Here is a 21,279-nt window from a genome sequence, read left to right as displayed (position 1 = left end):
AAGCCGGTTGCCGCACCCGCCCCTCGTGCGAGTACGACAACCGGCGGTCCCCCCAGGCTCAGCGGCGCGCCCCCGCCGCCGAGTACACCCCCGCGCCCGCCAGGAAAAGAGCGCCCGCGAGCCACCACGAGACGGCGACGTCCGACGGTTGCAGTGGCCACGCCAGCACGTGGAACAGACCCGCCGGGTCGGACGGCGCGAAGAGGGCGAGCACGAGCCACAGCAAGGGCAGCGTCCACCCGAACTGGCCACCGAAGGCGAACGCGGCCAGGCCCGCGAGGCCGACGAGGCCGAGGCCGTCGCGCACGATGACGGAGGCCGGGACCGCGGAGGCGCGCAACAGGAGCAGGACACCGACCGCCCCGAAACCCAGCAGGACCAAGTGCACGAGCCGCCGCGGGAACCAGCCGAACGCGGCCGTGCGGTCGAGGTCCACGTCTTGGCCCGAGAGCCCGGTGGCCGCGACGGCGATGGCCGCGCCGAGGGCCAGCGAGGCGAATAGCACGGACCAGTCGGCGCCCGCCAGGATCCGGATCACGACCGGGCACAGGGCCAGCGCCGCGAGGGACGCGGGCAGGCGGCGCGAGCGGGCGTAGAGCGTCAGCCACCTCATCGCGACGCCCCGGTCAGCAAGGCGTACGGGTCACCCGAACACGTCCGCTGAGCCTGGTACGCAGCGGAAACGCGTGCGAGCTGCTCGGAAGCGGGCAGGGCGCGCAACTGCGTCCCCACGTCGTGCACCGGTGTGGTCAGCCAGGAACCGTAGACGTCGGAGTGGGGCGGCGCGCCCGGGTCGCCGAGCAGCCAGGAGGCGATGATGTAGTGCGCCTTCGTGGCGGTTGGCTCGGTGGAGCAGAACGGGGCGGTCGCGAGGAGCTCGTACTCGAGGTCGTGGCCGGAAACGTCACGAAGCGCGAAGGCGTCGCGGCGGATGACGAGCGCGGACGGGTCGCCGGGGCCGTGGGACCGGTTCTCCGATGTCGTCGTCTCGACGATGTGCGTCGGCGCGGAAGGCAGTTTCGCCAGCAAGGCCAAGGCGTCCTTGCCCGGTCCGGCCACAGTGGACAGCCATTCGGCGTGCAGGGTGGTGACGCACACCGGACCTTCACACACGGGCGCGGCGGCGCTGGGGTTGTCGACGAAGTTGTCGGTCACCGCGGCTGGGAAGATCGGGATGGCGACGGCCAGCCCGACAAGGGCCGGCAACACCGCGAACCAGCGCCGGGCCGCCAGCACCAGGAACCCCGTCGCCGCCAGGCCGATCAGCCAGCACAGCTGACCGATCGACACCGAGGGAACCGGGTCCACGAAAGCGCTGTACGGCTGCCCACCCGCGGGCGAGAGCAGCGCGATGCGGTTCGGCACCGTCGCCTGGACCGCGCTCCCGCGCACCTCCGCGGTCTGTAGAAACACGCCCACCACCAGCGCCACGACCCCGGCGGCCGGCGCCGTCAGCGGGTGCGGCAGCAGCCGGCCGACGGCGAGCCCGACGGCGGCACCCGCCACTACCGAAGCGACGCCGACGAGCAACGGCAGCACCCACGTGAAGGTGAACATCCCGTCGTTCGCGATCACCTGCCCGAGCCCGACCGCGACGATCACGAGGTAACCGACCACCGCGGACAGTCCGATCACCAGCCCGACCTTCGCGGTGCGCCGCGCGACGGGCAGCGGGTCGTGGCCAACAGTTCGTCCATTCCGGACCGTCGATCGCGCATCCCCTGGATCGCCGCGGCGCACACGATGATGGGCCACAGCAGGGAAAGCAGGTAGCGCGACCACAGGATCGACGGCGTCCACTGCAGGTTCCAGGCGCTGGCGTCCTTCCACCACGGCCCGCTGAACAGGAAGAAGAACCCCAGCCCCACGGCCAGGAGCACGAACAAGAGCCAGGGCGCGATCGTCCGCCGCGCCTCGGTGCGCAGCACGCTCACCAGGAACCCCTCCCCCGGTCGTGGTTGAGCAGCGCCGAGTAGCCGCGTTCGATGGGGCTGTCGCCGATGTATTCGGGAGTGCCCGCGGCGGCCAGCTGGTCGGGCGTGCCTTGGAAGACGAGCTTGCCCTCGGCGAACAGCACCACATCGGTGCACGCCGTGGCGACGTCTTCCACCAGGTGCGTGGACACGACGACACACGCGTCCTGTCCGAGCTGCGCCATGAGCTCGCGGAACCGCACGCGCTGCGCCGGGTCGAGGCCCGCGGTGGGCTCGTCCAGCAGCAGAATCTGCGGGTCGTTCACGATGGCCTGCGCGATACCGACGCGGCGGACCATGCCTCCCGACAGGGTTTTGAGCTTGTCGTCGGCGCGGTCGGCGAGGCCCACGCGCTCGATCGCGCGCTGCACGGCGGCGGGGATGTCCTGTTTGGACATCTCCTTCAACCACGCCAGGTACTCGACGAACTCCCGCACCGTGAACCGCTTGTAATAACCGAACGTCTGCGGCAAGTACCCGATCCGCCGGCGCAGGCGGCGCTGGTCGATGTGTCCCCCGACCGACTCACCGAGCAGCGCCAGCCCGCCTTCCGCCGGCCGGAGCACTGTCGCCAGTGCTCTGATCAGCGTGGTCTTGCCGGCCCCGTTGGGCCCGAGCAGGCCGTGGACTCCCTTGCCCAGGGACAAATCCAGGCCATCGACGGCCATTTTCCGCCGCCCCACCCGTACTTTCAGCGCTTCCGCCTGGATTTCCCAGGCATAGGTCGACGGAGCGACCTCAGCGGCTTCGACTGCCCGCATGTCCATTGTCCCCTTCCTCCCTCAGTGGTGCGCGTCGAGCCGGGTGAAAGCGCTCCGGCGGAGCACCACCACCACGGCCGTCAACGCGAAGATCCCGCCCCAGACCGGGAGCGATCCCGGTTGCAGTGCGAACGAAGACCCTTTGGCCAACGTCGGCAGCACCAGCACCGCGATCCACGCGGCCACCAGCACCAACGCCGCCCGGCTCACGCCGATGAGCCCGCCCAGCGCCAGAGTTCCCGTGGTGAACGCGAGGCTCGGTAGCAGCGCCAGCCCCAGATTCGTGCCGGTGAGCCAACCCGCGACCAGCAGCACGGGAACCACGGCCACCAGTACCGCCGTGGTGCGGCGAAGAACGAGGTCCAGACCAGCACGTGGACTGGCGGCGACCAGTTCGTACGCCGGGTCGAGACCGCGTGACCACGACGCCGCGACGCCCAGCACCGGCAGCACCGGCGCGAAAATCTGGACGAACGACAGGTTGCCCTGGAACCCGCGGTCGAGCAGCACCGCCACGACCGCCACCAGCACCGTCATCACCAGCCACGGCAGCATCACCGGGGTCGCCCAGCTGCGAGCCTTGAAGCGGCCGGGTACGCGTTGTGGCTTGGTGGTGAGCTGGGCCTGGAGTCCATTCCAGACTTCGGTGACCAGCGAGTCTGATGTGGACAGTTGCGCCAGCCGCGCGCGGCAGACGGCACACGTCTCAAGGTGGGCCTCGGCGGCCCACTCCTCGTCCGCCGGCAGCTTGCCGCCTTCGAGGTAGCCGGTGAGGAGTCGATCCGGGACGTGTTTCATGCCAGTGCCTCTCGCATGGCGATCCGCGCACGGCGCGCCCGCGTCTTCACAGTTCCTTCCGGCAGCCCCAGCAGCACGGCGGTCTCGCGGACAGACAGCCCGTCGAGCACCATCGCCTGCAGGACCTGCCGCAGCTCGGGGGCGAGCGTGCGCAACGCGTCGCCCACCTCGTCGCCGACGGTGCCCCTGAGCGCTTCCTCCTCCGCCGCCGGCGCGGTGACGTCGACCTGCGTCACGGTCGGCACCTGCGCGTGCTGCGCCCTCCGCCGAAACGCGTCAACCAGCCTTCTCGCGGCGATCGTCCACACCCACCCGACCGCCGACCCGCCGGCCGCCGCCCCCGCGAACGACCCGGCCGCCCGCCACACCGCCAGGTACGTCTCCTGCATGACCTCGGAGACAACCTGCTCATCCGCACAGCGGCGCCTCAACCGCACCGCCAACCACGGCGCCGTGCGACGGTAGAACTCCTCGAACGCCGCTCGATCGCCCCGCGCAGTTCGGCGGACGAGCTGTTCCTCGTCCACCTCTGGCGCGGGCTTCTGGTGCTTCACATCAGGCAAGACGCCGCGAATCATCCCACGGTTCTCGGGGTTGTGTGGTTTGGGTCACACCAGTGGGTGCAGGGGCAGGTGGGCCACAGGTGGGGGTGGTGACGGCTGCGGGGTGGCGCGGAAGGCCTGGACGGCGAGGGCGGCGAAGCGCCGCGACGCGCGCGAAGGACGAGGTGGCGTGGATGCTCCGGCGTGCTCGCGGCGCCACGGGAATCCGGCGTTGCCACGCGGAGCGCGTGGGCGGCTGCGCGAGTCCGTCACCTGAGCGACAGGCATGTCGGGCCGATCGGCGCAGGGCCGCGCCATCGGGAAGGCGGAATTCGTCGGCCGGCGGAGGCGGGCAGACCGCCGTGGTCACACCACCGGGTGCAGCGGGCAGCGGGCCACCACCAGTGGGAGACGGCTGCCTAGCGGCGCGACAGGCCTGGACCGCCAACACGGCGAAGCGACGAGAAGCACCGACAACCGCCGACCAGCGCCACCGTGCTCACACCACCGCGCGCAGAGGACATGCGGACCACCGGTGAGAGACGGCTGAGGAGCGGCGCGACAGGCCTGGACCGCCAACACGGCGAAACGACGAGAAGCACCGACAACCGCCGACCAGCACCGCCGTGGTCACACCACCGGGTGCAGAGGCAGGCGAGCCGCGGGTGGGAGCGGTGACGGCTGCGGGGTGGCGCGGAAGGCCTGGATGGCGAGTGCGGCGAAGCGACGCGAAGCCGCGACGCGCGCGGCGGGCGAGGTGGCATGGATGCCGTTGTTGGCCATGAGGACCAGGACCAGGTCGTCGACCACGAAGTCGGGGCGGAGGTGGCCCGTGGCTTTGGCGCGGCGGGCCAGTTCGGCGATCGAGGTGAGGGCGGAGTCGCGGGCGGTGGTGAAGTCGAAGGCGCGCGGGAAGCGCGAGAGGAAGGCCGCGGTGAAGCCGCGGTCGCGGGCGTGGACGTCGAACAGTTTTTCGATCACCAGGCAGAAGCCGAGCCACGGGCCGGGGGTCGCGAGGCCCTCGTCGACGATCTGCCGGCAGACCTGGAGCTGGTCCGCGAAAGCCGCGCCCGCCAGGTCTTCCTTGGTCGGGAAGTGGCGGTAGAGCGTGGCGGGTCCGACGCCGGCGCGGCGGGCGATTTCGCGCATCGGGACGTCGAGGCCTTCAGCGGCGAAGACCTCGCGGGCCGCGGTGAGGATGCGGTCGTGGTTGTCGCGGGCGTCGGAGCGGAGGGTGCGCGAAGCGGCCGAGTCACCGACGTCGGCGCGCGAGGCCGCTGCGGGCGGAACAGCAGAGCGCGGGGTGGCGGGGCGCGAGACAGTCGCCGACGGAGCAGCAGCGCTCGGCGTGGCGGGGTCCGAGGGAGCTTGGCGCATGGCATCCGCAGGCGAAGCAGCAGCGCTCAGCATGGCCGGGCCCGAGGCAGCCGGACGCAGAGCATCCGCCCGCGAAGCAGCAGCACTCGGCATCGCCGGGCCCGAAGCAGCCGAACGCACAACATCCGCCCGCGAAGCAGCAGCACTCGGCATCGCCGGGCCCGAAGCAGCCGAACGCACAGCATCCACAGGCAGGACAGCGGCGCGCGAGGCAACAGCGCGCGGCGCCGCCGGGCCCGACGCAGCGGCGTCCGAGCCCAGGGCGGCGCGCGAGGCCGCAGCGGCCGAAGCAGCAACGCCCGAGACCGCGGAGTCGGGGTGCGAGGTCTGAGGCAAACGAGCCGTCACGCTCTCACTTTAGCCGAAACGGACGCCCCCGTCCGTTAGCGTCGGGTGCGAGATCGAGAGGAGAACACGCAGGTGAAAGCAGTGGCGATTCAGGAGTTCGGGCCGCCCGAGGGGTTGCGGGTCATCGAGACACCGGAGCCCTCGCCCGGTGCGGGGCAGGTGCTGATCGAGACCGAGGCCATCGGGGTCGGCGGGGTCGACGCGGTGATCCGGCGCGGCACGCTCGGCAGTTACGGCTTCAAACCCGGCCACATCCCCGGCAGCGAAGTCGCCGGGACGGTCGTCGCGGTCGGCGAGGGCCTCGACGAGAACCTGAAGGGCCGGCGGGTGTGGGCGTTCACCGGCACGGGCGGCGGGTACGCCGAAAAAGCGGTGGCCAGTGATTTCCTGCCGATCCCCGAGGCTCTGACCAGCGAAGATGCCGTGGCCATCGGCACCTCGGGAGCCGTCGCGCACTTCGCGCTGGCGCACGCGCACTTCGAGGCCGGCGAGTCCGTGCTGGTGCGCGGGGCGGCCGGGAGCATCGGGGTGTCGGCGGTTCAGCTGGCGGCGCGAAACGGTGCCAAAACGGTGGCCGTCACGACCTCGAACCGAGAGCGAGGTGGGCGCCTCAAGAAGCTCGGCGCGACGGAAGTCCTGGACCGCGCGGGGACCGGCGAAGGCACCTACGACGTCATCATCGACCTGATCGCCGGCCCGAACCTGCCGGACTTCTTCGACAAGCTCAACCCCAACGGCCGCCTCGTCGTGGTCGGCGTGGTCGGCGGGATGCCCCCCGGCGACTTCGCCGCGAAGCTCCTGCAGAACTTCCAGAAGTCCCTGTCGTTCATGACCTTCAGCGCCGACACCGTGCCCCGCGAGGAGCTGCGACAAGTGCGCCTGGAGCAGTTCGACGACGACAGGTTCCAAAGCGTCGTCCACGAGATCCTGCCGCTCGACCAAGCCGCACTGGCCCACCGGAAGATGGACGACGGTGAGGTCTTCGGCCGGATCGTCCTGAAGCCCTAACCCTGGATGAAGTCGCGGACGGACGTCACCGGGTCGCCCGAGCGCACCAGCGCCTCGCCGACCAGGACGACGTCCGCGCCCCAGCCGCGGTACTCCGCGACGTCACCCGGGCCGGCCACGCCCGACTCCGCCACGCGCACGCGGTCGGCCGGGATCTGCGGGCCGAGCTCCTTGAACACGGTCCGGTCGACCTCCAACGTCGTGAGGTCACGCGCGTTGATCCCCAGCACCTGCGCCCCGCAAGCGACCGCGCGCTCCAGCTCACCGGCCGTGTGCGATTCCACCAGCGGCGTCAGGCCCAGCTCCACCGCGAGGCCGTGCAGGTCGTCGAGCAGCGAACCCTCGAGCGAGACGACCATCAGCAACGCCAGATCCGCGCCGAACGCCCGCGCCTCCCACAGCTGGTACGGCTCCACGATGAAGTCCTTGCGCAGCACCGAAACGTCCACCCGCGCCCGCACGGCTTCGAGGTCCGCCAGCGACCCGCCGAACCGGCGACGCTCCGTCAGCACACTGATGGCCGCCGCACCGCCCTGCTCGTACTGGCCCGCGAGCGCGGCCGGGTCGGTGATGTCGGCGAGCGCGCCCTTGCTCGGGCTCTTGCGCTTCACCTCGGCGATGATCGACACGCCGGGTGCGCGGAACGCCGGCAGCGGATCCCGCGTCGGCGGCAGATCACGGACGCGCGCCTGCAGGTCGGCCAGCGACGTCGACCGCTTGCGCTCCTCCAGATCCTCGCGGACACCCTCGAGAATCCCGTCCAGCACGCTCATACCCAACTCCTCCACCGACGACCAGCCAGCCACCATCGTCGGTCCACCCGGGACAGAAGGCACGCGGGAGTGCGCGCGATCACTGCGTGACGTACCGCCCAGGGCACACAGCGTGGCCGAACAGGCGCCCACCGCACCATCGCATCGCGAAAAAAGAAAACCCGAAATGCCCGTTACGGCCAGAACTTGCGCCAGCCGTCCGCTTCCAACGTCGACGGCTCCACGCCCGCGTCCCGCGCCGCTTCCTCAGCCGCCCGGATGTCACGCTCGAACTGCTTCGCGACGGCCCGCAGCTCACCCTCCGGGTCAGTGCCCGCCCGGCGCGCCGTGGCCGCCGTGCGGAACAGCCGCGAGGCCGGATCGGAGCCGGCCGGGAACAGGTCCAGCGGAATCCCCGCCCGCCCACTGCGTTGCCCGAGCTTGGCGGCCAACGCGACCGCCGGCTGGCCGAGCGCAACACCGTCCACAATGGAGCGACGCTGCTTCTCCGCCTGCTTGAGCTCTTCCCACTTCAGGTTCTGCTGGTCGACCGTGGCCACCTTCGCCGCGTCGGTGAACACGTGCGGGTGCCGCCCGACGAGCTTCGCCGTCAACGCTCGCGCGACGTCGTCGATCGTGAACGGATCCTCGGCGTCCTCCGCGGCCACGCGAGCGTGGAAGAGCACCTGCAGGAGGACGTCGCCGAGCTCTTCGCGCAGGGCCTCGCGGTCGTTCTCCTCGATGGCGTCGAGCAGCTCGTAGGTCTCCTCGACCAGATACTGGCGGAGCGTTTCGTGCGTCTGCACCGCGTCCCACGGGCAGCCGCCGGGCGAGCGCAGGCGGTCCATGACCTCGGCGGCTTCCACCAGCGGCGCCACCGGAGCCTCGATCACGCGCGCACCCGCGGCCACCAGCGCGGCAGCTTCCGGCGACGACGTCGACCCGGTGATCAGCACGAAATCACCGGAAACACCGGACGGAACCGGCGCCACGCCGAACTGCGCAGCGTCAACGTCCGAAGCCGCGTACACAGCGGCGCCACGCACCAAACCGACCGCTTCGGCCGGCACCGTCGCCCCATGCGCGACGACGACAACCGACCCGCTCACTGCTGAGTTCACTGCTGAGCCGGAGCACTACCCCGGACCGGCAGCACGATTCCCTGGAAGCTGTTCGCGTTGGCCGCGAGGTCCATGCCGACCGGGTCCCACACGCCGTAGCGCGGGTTGATCTTGTAGTCCACGTCGTTCACGTACGGCTGCAGCAACCGCACCCCGATCGCCCCGATCTGGTCGGGCGTCGGCTGCTGGACCTGGTCGGTGGCCACCGGCTTGTCGGTGGCGCGCTGCCGCACGATGGCCGTGACCCACCACGTCGGCGCCGACGTCGGGTTCGGCTGGAACGCGATGGCCGTGTTCGCCGGAACGCCGAACAGCACCGTCGCGGCGTCCTCCGGCGACGACAGCGCCGGCGCCTGCTGCCCGACGTTGCCCTGCGCGCCGCTCTGGATCTCGGCCTGGATGGCGTTGGGGTTGGCCGCGTATTCCTCGGCCTTCGCGATGGCCTGGCTCCGCGCGGTCGCCGCGTCGATGGCCGGCGCTTCGCTGTCGGACGTCGGCGCACCGATGCTCGTGTAGTCGAAGTTCACCGACAGCGTCGGCAGGTACTTCGCCGCGAGCTTCTGCTCCAGGTACTGGTCGGTGATCGCCTCACGGTGGTCACGTACGCGCCAGACGAGCTGCGTCACGGCCGCGGGCTGGTCCTGCGCGAGGTTCTCCGGCAGCGCCCCGGCCAGCGGATCGCCCTGCGACATCGCGGCGGAGATGGCGGCGTCGTCGGTGGAGAGGCCTTCCTTCTGGGCGGCCTTGCGCACCACGGCGTGGAGCAGCTGCTGGCGCACGATCTCCCGGCCCACCAGGTCGAGCTTGTGCTGCGCGGCGAGCTGCTGCGCGTACGGCTGCTCCTGGACGGCCTTGTCCAGCAGGCCCTGCACCTGGTCGATGGTAGTGACCTGGCCGTCGATGACGGCCGCGGTGCCCACCTGGCTGGGGCCGGCGCCGCACCCGGCGAGCAGGAGACCACTGGCAACGACACCCACCAGCGCGCTAGACCGTTTTTTCGAGCCGAGGCGCCCCATGATCCGCATCACAGGCCATACCCTCTCACACCGCCGCCCCCGAAACGCAACACCATCGGGGTGCGCGAAGCATTATTGTCGACAAATGGACTCGTGGTTGTCGATCGAGGTTCTCGATGGGGAGTTCGCAGCGCACAGCTGGCAACGCGCGCACGGCGACAACCTCACCGAAGCCGCCCTGACCCATGGCGCCGAACAGTGGACGTGGCACGTCCACCGGTGGGGCGTCACGCTCGAGATCGAGTTCGCCACGGAGGCACAACGCGACCGGTTCCGCGGCCTCCCGGCAGTGACGGCCGCCCTCGACGCCGTCCCCGACCCCGAACACGGGCTGCTGGTGTACCCCGGCCGCGGCGGCGGCTCAGGCTCACGCGTGCCGCGACACCCCCGGCCCCTGCCGATGGCCGGCGCGGGCGCGGTGCCTACGCCGAAAGAGGAAGTCCGTTTACAGCTGGCAACAGGTGAGCCGCCGATGTTCCAGCTCAGTTCAAGCGGCTGAGAAGTTCCTGCCAGGCAACCGCGGGGACGGTGAGGTGGCCGCCCTCGCGGTCCTTCGTGTCGCGAACGAGCACCTCGCGACCGGTCGCAACCTCCACGCAGTCACCGGCATTGGGACTGTAGCTGCTCTTGCGCCATTCGAGGGACATGCGACTGCTCTCCTGGTGAGTAGAGCTCGATGGCCATGTCGGCTACGAGCTCCCTCGATTCTGCCTCACCGAGCGCAGCGCTACCAAGGCGCTTAAGAACACCTCGATAGGCCTTGATCTCCTCAGGTTTCTCCAGGAAGAGCGAAGCCACCTCGCTGTCGATATACGCAACCGGCCCGAAGTCCTCCGAATCGATCAGCTGGAAGTGACCTGCCACCGCAGCGTGACCACCGAGCGCTGCGGGCACGATCCGGATCGAAACGTTCGGCCGAACCGCCAGCTGCAAGAGGTGGTGCAGCTGCCCCGACATCACACTCTTGTCAGTCCTGCCCACCTCAAGTCGCAGAACGAACTCGTGCAAGAAGAAGTCGAACGTGATGAGAGGCTGCCGGCTCAGGAGCGTCTGCCGCGACATGCGCGCGAAGATCAGCTGATCAAGGTCGTCACGGTCAGGCACCGTGCCAGCTTCCTCGGCCAGCGCTCGTGCATAGGCCGGAGTTTGCAGAAGGCCGGGCACGATCATCTCTTGGTATGCAGCGATCGCGCTCGCGCGCTCTTCGTGCCACACCAACGTTTTCACCTGCGCTGGCAGGTTCGGATAGGTCTCCAGCAGTCCTGGCTCATCGAGGTCGTCACACAGGGCGTAGATCTCATCGGCCTCGTCACCGATCACTCCCATGAGCGTGAGCATCTTGACCACGTCGATGTACTTGCTGCCCCGCCGCGCGTTGAACATGTTGGAGATGCGGGTGGGCGGCCAGCCCAACCGGCGCGCCATTTCCCGCACTCCCCAGTGGTGCTCTTCCATCAGCTCTCGCAGACGGACACCGAGCTGGCGGCTGCGCACGGTCGAATAGCGGTCGTCCATGCGAGGAAGCGTACGGTCGAAACCGGTTCCACTCCAACGTTTCCGCTGGTAGTTCGCCCAAAGGTCGCGCTGTGCCCAGCCGCGTACAGCGTCACACGACGGCGGGGCTTTTCGTGAGCTGGCTCAGGAGCTTCGTGCACCACTCGAGCAGTTCGACATCGCGCAGTGTCGGCGCGCCCATGCGGCCGCCGGCCGGGCCTTCGGTGGGTTTGGGCACGGAGACGGTGTTGGTCACCGCCTTGTACAGCGCCTTGGGGTACAAGCGTTTCAGCCGCACCATTTGCGAATCGGCCAATGGCAATGGCGCGAAGCGGATGGTGTTGCCCTGCACCGCAACCTCCGTGACGCCCGCCGCGCGGCAGGTGTGGCGGAAGGCGGCCACCGCAAGCAGACGGTTGACGGGCGCGGGCGGCAGGCCGTAGCGATCGATGAGTTCTTCGCGCACGGCGTCGAGGCCCGCGGTGTCGGGCGCGGCCGCGATCTTGCGGTAGGCCTCCAACCGCAACCGCTCGCCTTCGACGTAGTCGTGGGGGATGTGGGCGTCGATGGGGAGGTCGACGCGGACTTCGGCGAGTTCCTCTTCCTCCGAAGGCTCGGCGCCGGCGTGGCGGCGGAAGGCTTCGACGGCTTCGCCGACCAGGCGCACGTACAGGTCGAAGCCGACGCCCGCGATGTGGCCGGACTGTTCGGCACCGAGGATGTTGCCCGCGCCGCGGATCTCCAGGTCCTTCATCGCGACGGCCATGCCCGCGCCCAGCTCGGTGTTCTGCGCGATGGTCGCGAGCCTGTCGTGCGCGGTCTCCGTCAACGGCGCTTCCGGCGGGTACAGGAAGTAGGCGTAGCCGCGTTCACGACCGCGGCCGACGCGTCCGCGCAGCTGGTGGAGCTGGGCCAATCCCAGTAGGTCACCGCGTTCGACGATGAGGGTGTTGGCGTTGGAGATGTCCAGGCCGGTTTCGACGATCGTGGTGCAGACGAGCACGTCGTACTCGTTTTCCCAGAAGCCCTGGATGATCTTTTCGAGCTTGTCCTCGTTCATCTGGCCGTGGGCGGTCACGACGCGCGCTTCGGGCACCAGCTCGCGGATGCGTTTGGCGGCCTTCTCGATGGAGGACACGCGGTTGTGGACGTAGAAGACCTGGCCGTCGCGCAGGAGCTCGCGGCGGACGGCGGCGCCGACCTGCTTGTCGTCGTAGCCGCCGACATACGTCAGGATCGGGTGCCGGTCTTCCGGCGGGGTGAGGATGGTGGACATCTCGCGGATGCCGGCGAGCGACATCTCCAGCGTGCGCGGGATGGGGGTGGCCGACATCGTGAGCACGTCGACGTGGGTGCGCAGCGCCTTGATGTGTTCCTTGTGCTCCACGCCGAAGCGCTGCTCCTCGTCGACGATCACGAGGCCGAGATCCTTGTACCGGATTCCGGTCTGCAGCAGGCGGTGCGTACCGATGACGATGTCGACCTCACCCTCGGCGAGCTGCTCCAGGACCTGGTCGGACTCGGCCTTGTGCGTGAACCGCGAAAGGCCCTTGATGGTGACCGGGAACGACTGCATGCGCTCGGTGAAGGTGTTCAGGTGCTGCTGCGCGAGCAGCGTGGTGGGCACGAGCACGGCGACCTGCTTGCCGTCCTGCACCGCCTTGAACGCGGCGCGCACGGCGATCTCGGTCTTGCCGTAGCCGACGTCGCCGCAGATCACGCGGTCCATGGGGACGCCGCGTTCCATGTCGGCCTTGACCTCGTCGATGGCGGCGAGCTGGTCGTTGGTCTCGGTGAACGGGAACGCGTCTTCGAGCTCGCCCTGCCACGGCGTGTCGGGGCCGAAGGGGTGGCCGGGCGCGGCCTGGCGGGCCGCGTAGAGCTGCACGAGCTCGGCCGCGATCTCCTTGACGGCCTTCTTGGCGCGCGCCTTGGTGTTCTTCCAGTCGGAGCCGCCGAGCTTGTTGAGCGTGGGCAGCTCGCCGCCGACGTAGCGGGAGACCTCGTCGAGCTGGTCGGTGGGTACGAACAGGCGGTCGCCGGGGTGGCCGCGCTTGGAACTCGCGTACTCCAGCAGCAGGTACTCGCGCGTGGCGCCGGCGACGGTGCGCTGCACCATCTCGACGAAGCGGCCGATGCCGTGCTGGTTGTGCACCACGTAGTCGCCGGCCTTCAGGGCCAGCGGGTCGACGGCGTTGCGCCGCCGCGACGGCATCTTGACGTTGAGGTCCTTTGTGGACGTTCCGGCAGTGGCGCCGCGGCCCGTGAGGTCGGCTTCCGAGAGCACCACGAGGGCGCGCTCGGGTGAGACGAAGCCGTCGACGAGGGCGCCGCAGGTGACGGTGACGACGCCGGCGTGCGGGGCCTCGGTGATGCCTTCGCCGGCCAGCGCCGCCGGGACCTCGGCCGCGGTGAGCTGCTCGACGGCGCGGCTGGCCGTGCCGTGGCCCGCGACCACGAGCACGCCGGTGCCGCCGGCGGCCACGTGGGCGCGCAAGTCGGTCATCGCGCGGTCGAACTCGCCGCGGTAAGCGGGCGCGGCCTCGACGCCGACTCGGTAGACGTCGGGGTCTTCGCTGCTCAGCTGGGTGATCGTCCACCAGGCACGCTTGGTGTCCTGCGCGTGCTCGGCGATCTCGGCGAGGTCGCGGTAGGCCGAAGCACCGAGGTCGATGGGCGCCTGCCCGCCCGCCGCGGCCGTGGTCCACGAGGCTTCGAGGAACTCCTGGCCGGTGCGCACGAGGTCGTGGGCGCGGGCGCGGATCTTCTCCGGGTCGGCGAGCAGCACGTGACTGCCGCGCGGCAGGGCGTCGGTGAGCAGGGTGAGCTCGCCGGCGCACAGCACCGGGATGAGGGCTTCCATGCCTTCGACGGCGATGCCGTCGGCGAGCTTCGTGAGCATTTCGGCCAGCTGGGCGTCTGCCTCATACGTGACGGCGAGCTCGGCGGCCTTGGCCTTGACGTCGGCGGTGAGCAGCAGCTCGCGGCACGGCGGCGCGGTGACGTGCTGGATCTCGCCCGGCAGGGAGCGCTGGTCGGAGACCGCGAACGCGCGGATCTCGCTGACCTCGTCGCCCCAGAACTCCACGCGCACGGGGTGCTGCGCGGTGGGCCCGAACAGGTCGAGGATGCCGCCGCGCACGGCGAACTCGCCGCGCTTCTCGACCATGTCCACGCGGGTGTAGGCGAGCTCGACCAGGCGCTCCAGCAAGCCTTCGAAGCTCTGCTCCTCGCCGACGACCAGGTCGACGGGGTCGAGCGAGCCGAGGCCGGGGGCCATGGGCTGGATCAGGCTGCGGACGGTGGAGACGACGACCTTGAGCTCGTCGTCGCCCTTGTGCAGGCGGTGCAGCACCTCGAGGCGCCGCCCGACGGTGTCGGCGCGCGGCGAGAGACGCTCGTGGGGCAGCGTCTCCCACGAGGGGAAATCGACGACCTTCTCGCGCCCGAGCAGGGCTTCGAGGGCGGCGGTGAGCTCGTCGGCTTCCCGGCCGGTGGCGGTCACGGCCAGCACGTGGCGGCCCGCGCCGCCTCTGGATTCGTCTTCGGCGAGCGCGGCGGCGACCAGCTGACGTGCGGTCACGGCGCCCTGCAGCTCGAGCAGCGGGGCGCCGGCGCGTTCGACGACCCCGCGCAGGGCGGGGTCGGGGAGGATGGCTTGGAGGAGTCCGGACAGTGGAGCGTCGGTCACGTCTTCCAGACTACGTCGGGGCACCGACAGTCCGGGGGCGACCTAGCCACGTGGTGAGGGCGGCGCGCAGGTCGGTTTGGCCGGGGCTCACCCAGGCGACGTAACCGTCGGGGCGGATGAAGGCCGCGAGAGGCTGGTCGGGGAAGGCGGTGGGCCTGGCGGTGGTGATCGTCAGGCGGTCCGACCAGGGTGCGGCCGTGGCTGTGGCGTTGGCGCCCGCGTCGAGGAGGACGGCTTTGCCCGCGCGGAAGTGGGCGGCGAGGGTGGTGCCGTCGTCCAGTGGGAGGTCGGGGACGCGGTGGCCGAGGAGGGTTTCGTCGGTCCCTTCGCCGTAGTGCTGCCAGGTGCCGCTGATCCGCGTGACGACGTGGGTGGCGCCGTCGGGGGTGTCGAGGAGGTCGGTGATCACCTCGCGCAGCGCGTCGGCGCGGGCGCCGCGGTGCTGGGTGAGGGCGGTTTGGGCCATGCTCCAGCGCTGGGCTCAGGCTCCGATGGGATGGCGTTCTTCGGTGTAGGTGTCCAGGAGCGTTTCGGGGGCCTGCTCGCGGACGACGAGGGCGAGCTTCCCGCCCAGGTTGGTGGCGTCGCCGAGGCCGACGCTGAGGCCTTGGCCGCCGGCCGGCGAGTGGACGTGGGCGGCGTCGCCGGCGAGGAGGACGTCGCCCTGCCGGTAGGTGGTGGCTTGGCGGGTGGTGTCGGAGTAGCGGGTGGCTTGATGGAGCTTGGTGATCTTGAAGTCGGTGCCGGTGGTGCGCCGGAGGCTGGCTTGTAGTTCTTCTCGGGTGACGGGGCCGGTGTCGGTGGGGGCGGTCAACTCGACGGTGTGGGTGCGCAGCGCTTTGCCGGCTTCGGGGGCCCAGCCGCCAACGGTGTAGGAGCCGTTTTCGGTGCGCTGCCAGCCGTCCGCGGTGAGTTCGGCCGGGTCGTCGAGCTCGACGATCGCCTGGCGGCCGGTGAAGACGGGATCTTCGCCGGGGAACTCGAAGCCGGCGAGCTTGCGGACGGTGCTGCGGCCGCCGTCGGCGCCTACCAGTCAGTTCGTGGTGATCGTGCCGGCTGTGGTGTGGACGGTGCCGTCTTCGAAGCCGACCAGTTCGGTGCCTCTTTCGACGTGCACGCCCAGGCGGGTGGCGTGGTCTTCGAGGATGGTTTCGAGATCGGCTTGGGCGACCACGCCGGCACCGAGGAACTCCTGCTGCGTGTCCGGCTTGAGTCGACTGGCGCGGACGCCGATGCCGGCGAAGTGGCCGACGAAGATGTCTTATTGTGGTTGTTCCCGTTGCGGGGCTTGCTCGTTGAACCACCACAGGGCGGCGGACTCGACTTCGGGCAGAAGCCCGCGCAGGTGCAGGGCGTGGACGCTGGGGGCGTTGAGCGCGCGGGCGCCCATGGAGCCGTACCGCGCCGGCGGGCGTTCCGTCTCGCGCTCCAGGACTTTCACACTGGCGCCGCCCAGCCTCAGCTCCGCGGCGAGCATCAGGCCGACCGGCCCCGCACCGGCCACGACGACGTCGTAGTCCATGTTCGCCCCCAAAACCCGGTTACAGTGTTCCTGGTATACCGAACTGGGTACGCAATAGCTTGTTTTTCGAGTCGGCGAGGAGGCCCGGGCGGTGGCGGACTACCCCGTGATCTGGATGCGCCCCGAACACGGCACGCGCGGCCCCCGCCCCGCCCACAGCCGCGCCGATGTGGCGCGCGCGGGCATCGAGCTCGCCGACGCCGAGGGCCTGGACGCCGTGTCGATGCGGCGCATCGCCTCGGCGCTGGGCGCCGGCACGACCTCGCTGTACCGCTATGTGTCCAAAAAGGACGATGTACTCGAGCTGATGGTCGACGAGGTCATGGGTTCCCTCGCCGGCACGCGGCTGAGCGGGCCCTGGCGCACCGACCTCGCCACGATCGCCCGCGCGCAGCGCGGCCTCGCGCTACGGCACCCGTGGCTGGCCGGCCTGTCCTCCGGCGCACCAACCACGGCCCGAACAGCCTGCGCTGGCTGGAACTCTCGCTGTCGGCCTTCGACGGCCTTGACCTCTCGACCGACGACATGCTGGCCAACCTGGGTACCCTGTCGGCCTTCGTGCTGGGCCACGTCCTCGGCGAACTCGGCGACCGCGCCGCCGCCCACCGCTCCGGCCTCACGCACGCCCAATGGATGGACCAGCAAGGCGAGTACGGCCCGAGGATCGTCGGCAGTGGCCTCTATCCGCGGTTCACGCGGGTGATTGTGGAAGCGGAGACGCCGCATGCGGAGGACCGGCAGGATCGGCTGTTCGAAGCGGGGCTGGCGCGGGTCCTGGATGGGCTGGCGGCGCATGTGCCTTGAGCCGGCCGGTGTCTCCAGCCGGCTGGAGTCCTTGCCGCCGGCCGGCCGGAGTGCCGCTTACTGCTTGATGAGCGTCGCGACGTTGATGTGCGGCCAGTCGATGCCGAGGAAGCGCAGGATGATCGTCTGCGTGTACTGAAGCTGGAGGAAGTGGCCCAGCACCGGGTCCTCGACCTTCTCGATCCAGAACACGGCCGTCATGCTGGTGGCGTTGGCGTTCGCCACCACGAACGGGATGTTCTGGATGCCGCCGGCCGTGCCGCCGATCGCGTCGGTGGTCGAGAGCGGCAGCACCACGGTTTCGGTGATCTTCTGGCCCTTGATCGCGTCGGTGAGCAGCACGTTCGGGTTCAGCACCGCTTCGGCCGGGATGCCGACGGGCAGCGCGGTGTTCTTGAACGGCGCCAGGTATTTGTCGTCGGTGACCGGTTTGCCCGTGCTGGTCGTGATGGGCGTCGAATCCACCGGATCGATGCGCGGCCCGCCTGGCACGGCCAGCGGTTTTCCCTGCGCCAGCAAGGCATCCCCGTGGGGGATGGTGGCGAGCCTGGTCACGGTCTCGGGAGCGGCCGGCGCGGTGGTGGCCGGAACGTCAAGCCACATGCCCGTTTCGAAGTGCAGCGCACCGCCCGTGGCCGCGTCCGCGATCTGCTGTGTGTAGTGCACGCCACGGAAGAAGATGTCGTCCTGCGCCGAACCGCGGTTCGGCACCGGAGCGCCGATGGGCGCGAACTCGATCGTCTCCTGCGTCGCGCTGAGCTGCAGGAAGAACGGCTGTTCGTCGTGCTTGTCCGGGCGCGAGATCAGGTTGAACCCTTTGCCCATCCACCTACCCGGCAGCTCCCGCAGCGAGCGCAACGTCGCGAGGTTGGCGGGCGCGCCCGCGCGGAAGACGTGAGGAGTGGTCATGACTGCACTTCCTTTCCGTGGCAACGGATCCCGGTGATCGAGTCCGCGGGTGACACGGCGGGGACCTGGGCGCTGGTTCAGGGGTTCACTCGAACGGGCACAAACGCTGCCCGGGTGGCATCGCGGTTCCAGTCGGGGTCTCCGGTGATCTTCATGGCTTTCCTTTCGTGTCAACGGATCCCCCGGGTGGGGATCCGTTCATGACACGGATGGAAGGCACTCGAGGGTTCAGCGTTCTTTGGAATTGGTCGGCAAGAGTCCGGACAGCAGGCGCAACTGGTCGGCCACCACGCCGGCGTCCAGGGCGGCGATGCGGATCAGAATATGGTCTGCACCAGCGAGTTCGTACTCGCGCAAGCCGGCCGCGACGGTCTGGACCGGGCCGGTGAGCATCGTCTGGATGGTGCCGATCGCGGACAGCGGGCGGCCGTAGGTGGCTTGGCAGTAGGTGTCCAGCGACTGGCTGCCGCGGGCGGGCTCGTCGGCGATGAAGGCCGTCGCGAAGAGGGCCGGGGTGATGGGGCGGTCGGAGAGGGAGCGGATGGTGGTGAGGCCGCGGGCGTAGTCGGCGGGGTCGGGCGGGTAGGGCAGCCAGCCGTCGTAGAGGTCGGCCGTGCGGCGGAGGGCGGACGGCGTCGCGCCGGCGAGCCACAGCGGGGGGCCGCCGGGGCGGGAGGGCGCGGGGACGTCGGGGAGCCAGTCGTGGTGGAGGACCTTGCCGTGGAACGAGCGGGGCGTGCCGGTCCAGAGGTCGCGCCAGAGGCGGGCGACGTCGTCGAGGTGGGAGAAGCGCGTCTTGAACCGCACGCCGACCAGGTCGAACTCCGGCTCGCTGAAGCCGGGGAACCCCGCGCCGAGGCCGAGCACGAGGCGGCCGCCGGAGAGTTGGTCGAGGGTCGAGACCGCACACGCGGCCTGCACGGGCTGGCGGAACGCGGGCAACAGCGCGGCGGTCCCCACCGTCACGCGCTCGGTGGCCTGCGCGACGGCGGTCAGCAAGGTGAGCGGCTCGGCCCGGGCACGCACGAGCGAGTCGCCCGCCCAGACGGAGTCGAAGCCGAGGCGCTCGGCCTCGCGCGCGAGCTCGACGACGGCGGTGACGGGAAGCTGGGCCTGCCCGGCGGGCAGGAGGAGTCCGTAGTGCATGGGGTCGAGATTGTTCCGCCGCGGGTCCGGCGGCAATTCCCTTGAAGGAATGGCACGGGTTCTGCTTGCCTGGCCCCATGGACCCGGCCTTCGCCACCGCGCTGCGCGACGCCCGCACCCGCCGCCGCCTCAGCCAGCTCGACCTGGCCCTGGCCGCCGGCACCACGCAGCGGCACGTGAGCTTCCTGGAACGTGGCCGTTCGGCTCCTGGCCGCGGCATGGTCGTCCGCGTGGCCGAAGCCCTCGGCCTGCCCCTGCGCGAACGCAACGCCCTGCTCCTGGCGGCCGGCTTCGCCCCGCGCTACGCCGAGACGCCACTGGACGACCCCCGGCTGGCCCCCGTCCTCGATTCCTTGACGGCCCTGCTCGACGGCCACCGCCCGTACCCGGCGCTGATCATCGACCGCTACGGCACGCTGGTCTCCGCGAACGACGCCTTCACTCTCCTGACGGAAGGCGTCTCGCCGGACCTGCTGGCTCCACCCGTGAACGTCCTGCGCCTCGCCCTCCACCCCGACGGCATGGCCCCGCGCATCCACAACTTCGCCGACTGGGCGCAACACGTGCTCGAACGCCCCCGCCAGGGCCTGCCGAATCCGCGTCAGGCCGAGTTGCTGGCGGAGCTGACGTCGTACCTGCCCGCGCCTTCGCCGCCTTCGCCGGACCACCTCGGCTTCGCGGTGCCCCTGCAGCTGTCCACCTCTCTGGGCGACCTCCACCTGATCACCGCCATCACCCGCCTCACGACGGCCGTCGACGTGACGATCGCGGAGCTGAGCCTGGAGACGTTCCTGCCGGCGGACGCACAAACGGCGGCTTTGCTTACGGCACAACCCACCCCGCCAGCTGCCCCGCCAGCAACTCCACCCCCGCCCACATGACCGCGGCACAAACACTCCCCACCACAAACCGCCGATACGGCAGCCCGGCCGAGCCCGCCACTCGGGGCACCAACGTCCGCACCCCCGCCAAACACCGGCCCAAAACAACCGCCGGCACGCCGAACCGCACGATCACCGACTCGGCCCGGTCCCAGCGCGCCGCGCCAACCCGGCGCCCCAGCCGCGAAGAACGCAGCCGCGGGCCCAACATCCGCCCCTCCCAGTACGCGACCTGGTCGCCGAGAACAGCGGCGCAAACGCACACCACCAAAGCCACCCACCAGGACAAAGTCCCCCGCTGCACGAGGAAACCCATCAGCAGCAAAGTGGACAGTGTCGGCAGCACGATTCCCGGCAGCAGAGCCGTTTCCGCCGTGATCACCAAGGCACACACGACGTAGACGACCACCGCGGGTGCGTCAAGAAGCGGGTGCAGCAGAGCGTTCACGGGAAACCCCAACGCAAACCGGCAAAGCGGCCCGATACACGTACGCCGGCGGCAAGTTCCGCCACACCACCGGAGTCCGCTCGACCACGAAGAAGCGGCTGCGCAACAGGCGGGCGAAGCGGCGGGCCGGCAGTGTCCAGGCGGTGTGCGCGTAGGCGAAGGTCGTGAAGCAGCCGCGCGGGGACAGGATCGAGCAGGCCGAGTCCAAAATCTCCTGCTGTCGCGAAGAAGGCATGGCCGTCCAGGGCAGGCCGGAGATCACGACGTCCGGTGGGGCCAGCCCCAGGGAACCCAACGAGGAAGCCGAGCCGCACACCACCGAGACCGAGGGAAACCGCGAACGCAGCGAAGAGGCCAGCCGGGGATTGATCTCCACAGCCGTGAAGGACGCAGACGCCGGCAGCCACGCCAGCACCGCCGACGTGAACACCCCCGTCCCCGGCCCCAGCTCGACGACCGAAGACGCGCCCTCGAGACCCAGGCCTCGGGTCATGGCCGTGGCCAGGAACCCCGAACTCGCCGCGACAGCACCCGTCAGCATGGGGTGCCGGAAGAACTCCGTGGTGATCGACATGTTCCCGAAACTAGGGACGTCGGGTGTGGCCGCGGATCGGCCGATCGGGCCGCGTGGGTCGTCCCATCGGAGGAGGCGAGGCATACCGCGGAAGGACGCCGCGAGTGGCCGGCG

The 21,279-nt window shown here is 70.2% G+C and carries 22 protein-coding genes and 2 pseudogenes; 5 read left to right on the top strand and 19 right to left on the bottom strand.

Features of this window, described 5'->3' with window-relative positions; all coding sequences use genetic code 11:
- Positions 1-58: 58 nt before the first annotated feature.
- From AB0383_RS42975 to AB0383_RS42945, 7 genes are all read right to left on the bottom strand, one after another.
- Positions 59-613, bottom strand: coding sequence for a hypothetical protein (locus AB0383_RS42975; RefSeq protein ID WP_364181899.1), 555 nt, complete (start codon positions 611-613; stop codon positions 59-61).
- Positions 610-1,635, bottom strand: coding sequence for a hypothetical protein (locus tag AB0383_RS42970; protein ID WP_366190286.1), 1,026 nt, complete (start codon positions 1,633-1,635; stop codon positions 610-612). The genes AB0383_RS42975 and AB0383_RS42970 overlap by 4 nt, the downstream gene beginning before the upstream one ends.
- On the bottom strand, positions 1,632-1,934 hold the full coding sequence (locus tag AB0383_RS42965) for a hypothetical protein (RefSeq protein WP_366190285.1): 303 nt from the start codon (positions 1,932-1,934) through the stop codon (positions 1,632-1,634). The genes AB0383_RS42970 and AB0383_RS42965 overlap by 4 nt, the downstream gene beginning before the upstream one ends.
- Complete coding sequence (locus tag AB0383_RS42960) at positions 1,931-2,734, bottom strand: ABC transporter ATP-binding protein (RefSeq protein WP_366190295.1); 804 nt, start codon at positions 2,732-2,734, stop codon at positions 1,931-1,933. Before AB0383_RS42960 ends, AB0383_RS42965 begins: the two co-directional genes overlap by 4 nt.
- A gap of 21 nt (positions 2,735-2,755) precedes the next feature.
- Entirely contained in the window at positions 2,756-3,532 is a 777-nt protein-coding gene (locus AB0383_RS42955) for a zf-HC2 domain-containing protein (protein ID WP_366190284.1), read from the bottom strand.
- A complete protein-coding gene (locus AB0383_RS42950) occupies positions 3,529-4,110 on the bottom strand; it encodes an RNA polymerase sigma factor (protein ID WP_364181906.1) in 582 nt (193 codons plus the stop codon). The genes AB0383_RS42955 and AB0383_RS42950 overlap by 4 nt, the downstream gene beginning before the upstream one ends.
- A gap of 594 nt (positions 4,111-4,704) precedes the next feature.
- On the bottom strand, positions 4,705-5,451 hold the full coding sequence (locus tag AB0383_RS42945) for a helix-turn-helix domain-containing protein (RefSeq protein WP_366190283.1): 747 nt from the start codon (positions 5,449-5,451) through the stop codon (positions 4,705-4,707).
- A 420-nt stretch (positions 5,452-5,871) separates the two neighbouring features.
- Between AB0383_RS42945 and AB0383_RS42940 the strand changes: the two genes are divergently transcribed.
- The gene (locus tag AB0383_RS42940; protein WP_366190282.1) at positions 5,872-6,807 is read left to right on the top strand and encodes a zinc-binding dehydrogenase; all 936 of its coding nucleotides are present in this window, start codon (positions 5,872-5,874) and stop codon (positions 6,805-6,807) included.
- Here AB0383_RS42940 and trpC read toward each other — a convergent pair.
- From trpC to AB0383_RS42925, 3 genes are all read right to left on the bottom strand, one after another.
- Entirely contained in the window at positions 6,804-7,580 is a 777-nt protein-coding gene (trpC, locus tag AB0383_RS42935) for an indole-3-glycerol phosphate synthase TrpC (protein ID WP_364181914.1), read from the bottom strand. The two genes, AB0383_RS42940 and trpC, sit on opposite strands and share 4 nt — an antisense overlap.
- A 173-nt stretch (positions 7,581-7,753) precedes the next feature.
- Positions 7,754-8,668 (bottom strand): MazG family protein, encoded by a 915-nt coding sequence (locus tag AB0383_RS42930; protein WP_366190281.1) that lies wholly within the window; start codon positions 8,666-8,668, stop codon positions 7,754-7,756.
- An 8-nt stretch (positions 8,669-8,676) separates the two neighbouring features.
- Positions 8,677-9,657: a hypothetical protein gene (locus tag AB0383_RS42925; protein ID WP_366190280.1), complete on the bottom strand. Its 981-nt coding sequence runs from the start codon at positions 9,655-9,657 to the stop codon at positions 8,677-8,679.
- A gap of 124 nt (positions 9,658-9,781) precedes the next feature.
- Between AB0383_RS42925 and AB0383_RS42920 the strand changes: the two genes are divergently transcribed.
- Positions 9,782-10,195, top strand: a complete 414-nt coding sequence (locus tag AB0383_RS42920) for a hypothetical protein (protein WP_366190279.1) — start codon at positions 9,782-9,784, stop codon at positions 10,193-10,195.
- Here AB0383_RS42920 and AB0383_RS42915 read toward each other — a convergent pair.
- The 5 genes and pseudogenes from AB0383_RS42915 to AB0383_RS42895 form a co-directional block, all read right to left on the bottom strand.
- A complete protein-coding gene (locus tag AB0383_RS42915) occupies positions 10,179-10,343 on the bottom strand; it encodes a DUF397 domain-containing protein (RefSeq protein ID WP_364181927.1) in 165 nt (54 codons plus the stop codon). The genes AB0383_RS42920 and AB0383_RS42915 overlap by 17 nt on opposite strands.
- Positions 10,297-11,211: a helix-turn-helix transcriptional regulator gene (locus AB0383_RS42910; protein WP_366190278.1), complete on the bottom strand. Its 915-nt coding sequence runs from the start codon at positions 11,209-11,211 to the stop codon at positions 10,297-10,299. Before AB0383_RS42910 ends, AB0383_RS42915 begins: the two co-directional genes overlap by 47 nt.
- A gap of 91 nt (positions 11,212-11,302) precedes the next feature.
- Positions 11,303-14,866 carry a transcription-repair coupling factor gene (gene mfd / locus AB0383_RS42905; RefSeq protein ID WP_366190294.1) on the bottom strand — a complete coding sequence of 1,188 codons (3,564 nt, stop codon included), beginning with the start codon at positions 14,864-14,866 and terminating at the stop codon, positions 11,303-11,305.
- A gap of 25 nt (positions 14,867-14,891) precedes the next feature.
- Positions 14,892-15,347 carry a hypothetical protein gene (locus tag AB0383_RS42900; protein ID WP_364181932.1) on the bottom strand — a complete coding sequence of 152 codons (456 nt, stop codon included), beginning with the start codon at positions 15,345-15,347 and terminating at the stop codon, positions 14,892-14,894.
- A 15-nt stretch (positions 15,348-15,362) separates the two neighbouring features.
- A pseudogene (locus AB0383_RS42895) lies at positions 15,363-16,403 on the bottom strand (FAD-dependent monooxygenase).
- A gap of 115 nt (positions 16,404-16,518) precedes the next feature.
- Here AB0383_RS42895 and AB0383_RS42890 point away from each other — a divergent pair.
- Positions 16,519-16,695: pseudogene (locus AB0383_RS42890) on the top strand (TetR family transcriptional regulator); the annotation flags it as partial.
- Positions 16,696-16,820: 125 nt separating this feature from the next.
- Complete coding sequence (locus tag AB0383_RS42885; protein WP_366190277.1) at positions 16,821-17,207, top strand: TetR/AcrR family transcriptional regulator C-terminal domain-containing protein; 387 nt, start codon at positions 16,821-16,823, stop codon at positions 17,205-17,207.
- A gap of 57 nt (positions 17,208-17,264) precedes the next feature.
- Here AB0383_RS42885 and AB0383_RS42880 read toward each other — a convergent pair whose 3' ends face one another.
- Together AB0383_RS42880 and AB0383_RS42875 are read right to left on the bottom strand one after the other, a co-directional pair.
- Positions 17,265-18,116 carry a heme-binding protein gene (locus tag AB0383_RS42880; protein ID WP_366190276.1) on the bottom strand — a complete coding sequence of 284 codons (852 nt, stop codon included), beginning with the start codon at positions 18,114-18,116 and terminating at the stop codon, positions 17,265-17,267.
- Positions 18,117-18,344: 228 nt separating this feature from the next.
- Positions 18,345-19,262, bottom strand: a complete 918-nt coding sequence (locus tag AB0383_RS42875) for an LLM class flavin-dependent oxidoreductase (protein WP_366190275.1) — start codon at positions 19,260-19,262, stop codon at positions 18,345-18,347.
- Positions 19,263-19,339: 77 nt separating this feature from the next.
- Between AB0383_RS42875 and AB0383_RS42870 the strand changes: the two genes are divergently transcribed.
- Positions 19,340-20,143 (top strand): helix-turn-helix transcriptional regulator, encoded by an 804-nt coding sequence (locus tag AB0383_RS42870; protein WP_366190274.1) that lies wholly within the window; start codon positions 19,340-19,342, stop codon positions 20,141-20,143.
- On the opposite strand, the gene AB0383_RS42865 is transcribed toward AB0383_RS42870, so the two are convergent.
- Positions 20,085-20,591, bottom strand: coding sequence for a DedA family protein (locus tag AB0383_RS42865; RefSeq protein ID WP_354863998.1), 507 nt, complete (start codon positions 20,589-20,591; stop codon positions 20,085-20,087). The two genes, AB0383_RS42870 and AB0383_RS42865, sit on opposite strands and share 59 nt — an antisense overlap.
- Positions 20,563-21,165 carry a methyltransferase domain-containing protein gene (locus tag AB0383_RS42860; protein WP_366190273.1) on the bottom strand — a complete coding sequence of 201 codons (603 nt, stop codon included), beginning with the start codon at positions 21,163-21,165 and terminating at the stop codon, positions 20,563-20,565. Before AB0383_RS42860 ends, AB0383_RS42865 begins: the two co-directional genes overlap by 29 nt.
- Between the last annotated feature and the right edge of the window lie 114 nt (positions 21,166-21,279).

The organism is Amycolatopsis sp. NPDC051373, from assembly GCF_040689465.1.
Classification (GTDB): Bacteria; Actinomycetota; Actinomycetes; order Mycobacteriales; family Pseudonocardiaceae; genus Amycolatopsis.
Note: the sequence above shows the minus strand (reverse complement) of the source record. Positions and strands in the feature narration are given on the sequence as shown.